Source organism: Lactobacillus fornicalis (assembly GCF_055362665.1).
The window spans coordinates 1-2,589 of sequence record NZ_JBLTIM010000023.1 but is presented as its reverse complement, the minus strand read 5'-3'; the positions used below and the strand labels follow the sequence as shown (position 1 = coordinate 2,589).

Annotated in this window: 3 protein-coding genes and 1 pseudogene; 3 read left to right on the top strand and 1 reads right to left on the bottom strand. The window is 29.1% G+C overall.

Going from position 1 to position 2,589, the window contains the following annotated elements; all coding sequences use genetic code 11:
• Positions 1–74: 74 nt before the first annotated feature.
• Positions 75–660 (bottom strand): annotated as a pseudogene (locus ACNDLV_RS05580) (SDR family oxidoreductase); the annotation flags it as partial.
• 357 nt (positions 661–1,017) lie between these two features.
• Here ACNDLV_RS05580 and ACNDLV_RS05575 point away from each other — a divergent pair.
• From ACNDLV_RS05575 to ACNDLV_RS05565, 3 genes are all read left to right on the top strand, one after another.
• On the top strand, positions 1,018–1,686 hold the full coding sequence (locus ACNDLV_RS05575; protein ID WP_225306035.1) for a HEPN domain-containing protein: 669 nt from the start codon (positions 1,018–1,020) through the stop codon (positions 1,684–1,686).
• Between the two features lie 229 nt (positions 1,687–1,915).
• Positions 1,916–2,200, top strand: a complete 285-nt coding sequence (locus tag ACNDLV_RS05570) for a type II toxin-antitoxin system RelE/ParE family toxin (RefSeq protein ID WP_003651021.1) — start codon at positions 1,916–1,918, stop codon at positions 2,198–2,200.
• Positions 2,201–2,220: 20 nt separating this feature from the next.
• Complete coding sequence (locus ACNDLV_RS05565; RefSeq protein ID WP_003651024.1) at positions 2,221–2,520, top strand: HigA family addiction module antitoxin; 300 nt, start codon at positions 2,221–2,223, stop codon at positions 2,518–2,520.
• Positions 2,521–2,589 lie beyond the last annotated feature (69 nt).

Genomic DNA, 2,589 nt, shown 5'->3' with positions numbered 1-2,589 from the left:
AAATTTGACAGTTTCAAAAAATCTCTAATAACTATTTTTATTGTTATTAGAGATTATTTATTCTAAATGTTTTTTTAATGAAATCTCATTCCACCATCAACTTGAAGTGATTGTCCAGTAACATACCCAGCACCTGATGAAGCAAACCAAGCCACAACTTCAGCTACATCGCTAGGTTTTGCTTCACGACCAAGCACTATCTCTTTGAGACAATTTGCTTGTTGTTGCGTTATTGTTTCATGTTTAATTTTTGCAATTTTTTATCAATTACATATCGCATTTTTGTGCGAACAATTCCAGGATTATAAGCATTAACAGTAATTTTATCTACTGCCAATTCTTTGGCCGCAGCTTGAGTCAAGCAACGAGTTCCAAATTTTGAAACAGAATAAGCACTTTGCAAAGCAGAAGCTTCATATCCAGACAATGATGCTGCATTAATAATCCGGCCTGCTTTTCCTTGCTTTTTAAATTGCTTAGCTGCAGCTTGAATACCCCAGTATGTACCTTTAAGATTTATATCAAATAAACGTTCAACACGTTTAGGGTCAGAATCAGTAAAGCTATCCCAGCATTATTAACATATAATGCTAAATCACATAAATTAGCTACAGCATGTTTGACAAGTGCAAAGACTTCATTGCGATTGGCTATATCTATCCTTATTAAGTTATTTCAAAATAACAAAGTAAAGAAAGATAATTTTATAAAAGATTATGGTCGGTTAAGATATATGGAAGTGTGTAGTAAGCCTTGTTATATTTTTAGTATCACGCTATCTTCAAAGGAAAGGAAAGAAAGGAAATTATTAAAAGCATTAAAAGTCTTTCAAAGTTTGAGATAACACGTATACTTAATGATTTTTACAGCTATCCATTGAACGAAATAAGGAATCGAATAATCATATTCTTAACAGCAATGTGGTTAGTGAAGGATTCATGCGTACAGACTAATAATATTTATATTAATAGTAGTATTGGATATATAAGCTCGGTAAAACTTGATATTCCATATTCTATGGCTAATGGTCATCCTCAAAATATAGCTTTAACAAAAACTGAAAATCAACAGGTTAATTTTTACTATAAAATGTTATATCCAATAATGTCAAAAGTAGGTGGTAATATACCAAATCCAGAATATAATAGTGAATATAGTTTTATTAGAAACTATGATGTAACTGATCGTAGTAAAGAGTCTAGCTTTATAAGAGCGATACGCTCGGTTCAAAATGCCAGAAGAACATGTCAATTACCGGTTAAAATTGACTTCTATATGCAAGCGCTACAATGTTTATTTGCCTTAGAAGGTAATAGAAGTACCCAAATTGAGAAGATGCTTGCATCAACAGCTATTAATATTTTAAAAATTAGTGGTGAAAATGAAAAAGATGTAGTTAAACAAAATTTTAAATTAGCATTTAGAATTAGATCCAAGCATACTCATGGTAATAAAATCACTTATTCAGATAATGAAATATCTGCTGTTTCTGTAAAGATAGATGAATATGTTCGTGAAATAATTAAAATAGTTTTTGAAAATAAAGCGTTAGATTATTCATCAAAAAATGAAGCTAAAAAAGTTGCAAAATATTTTAGTAATATTAATAAAAAAACAGTTAACTCAAAGCAAAAAAATGTTTTACCTTTTACGTTTCTTTTTTATAAAAATAAACGTAAAAGATAAATTATATTTAGTAAGAGGTAGAATTAATTCAGGGCAAATAGAAAATGTTCACCTAGTTCATAAGATTATAGTAAAGAGGTTGTCAGTATTACACTTAGGCAGCCCTTTTGTTTTATGGAAGTAACATTAAGTACACCCTAATGTTACACATATAGCTCCACTCTATCTGATTGACATATATATGCAAATCGGATATAATTAAAACATAGAAAAGATAGAGGAGAAAGCAATGATACAAACTTTTGCTAATAAGGAAACGGAAAAAGTTTATCATCAAAAATTTTCAAAAAAATTACCACAAAATATTCAAAAGATAGCTATTAGAAAATTTGTGATGATGGACGCTGCTCATGATATTAACGATTTACGAATACCACCAGCAAATCATTTAGAAAAACTTGAAGGTGATAGAAAAGGACAATATAGCATTACCATTAATGACCAGTATCGAATTTGCTTTACTGTTCAAACACCCAATTATTTTTATAATGTAGAAATCGTTGATTATCACTAGTATATAAAAGAGGAAGAATTATGCTAAAGAATACTATACCAACTCCAAAAATAAGTGAAGTGTTAAGTGAAGAATTTATGAAGCCATTAAATTTATCTGCTTATGCAGTTGCAAAAGCAATTGATGTGCCTAGTTCAAGAATTTTAGATATTCTTCATGATAAGAGAAAGATTACGGTCGATACATCTGTCAGACTAGGAAAATTATTTGGTGTATCGCCTAAATTCTTTTTAAATATTCAAAACGATATTGAGCTAAGAAATGCTGAATTAGCAAATAGTAAGGAGTACGATAAGATTAAGAAAATTAGTTTTGCATAAATAATAAGTAATTTATAACTATAATAAGTTAATTGAAAAAATAAATTTATTGAGACTGTAAAATAGTTT

What these genes read in the sequence shown, in the direction of transcription:
- ACNDLV_RS05575 (WP_225306035.1), top strand. Translation starts at nt 1,018, where the DNA reads ATGGCTAATGGTCATCCTCAAAATATAGCTTTAACAAAAACTGAAAAT.
- ACNDLV_RS05570 (WP_003651021.1), top strand. Translation starts at nt 1,916, where the DNA reads ATGATACAAACTTTTGCTAATAAGGAAACGGAAAAAGTTTATCATCAA.
- ACNDLV_RS05565 (WP_003651024.1), top strand. Translation starts at nt 2,221, where the DNA reads ATGCTAAAGAATACTATACCAACTCCAAAAATAAGTGAAGTGTTAAGT.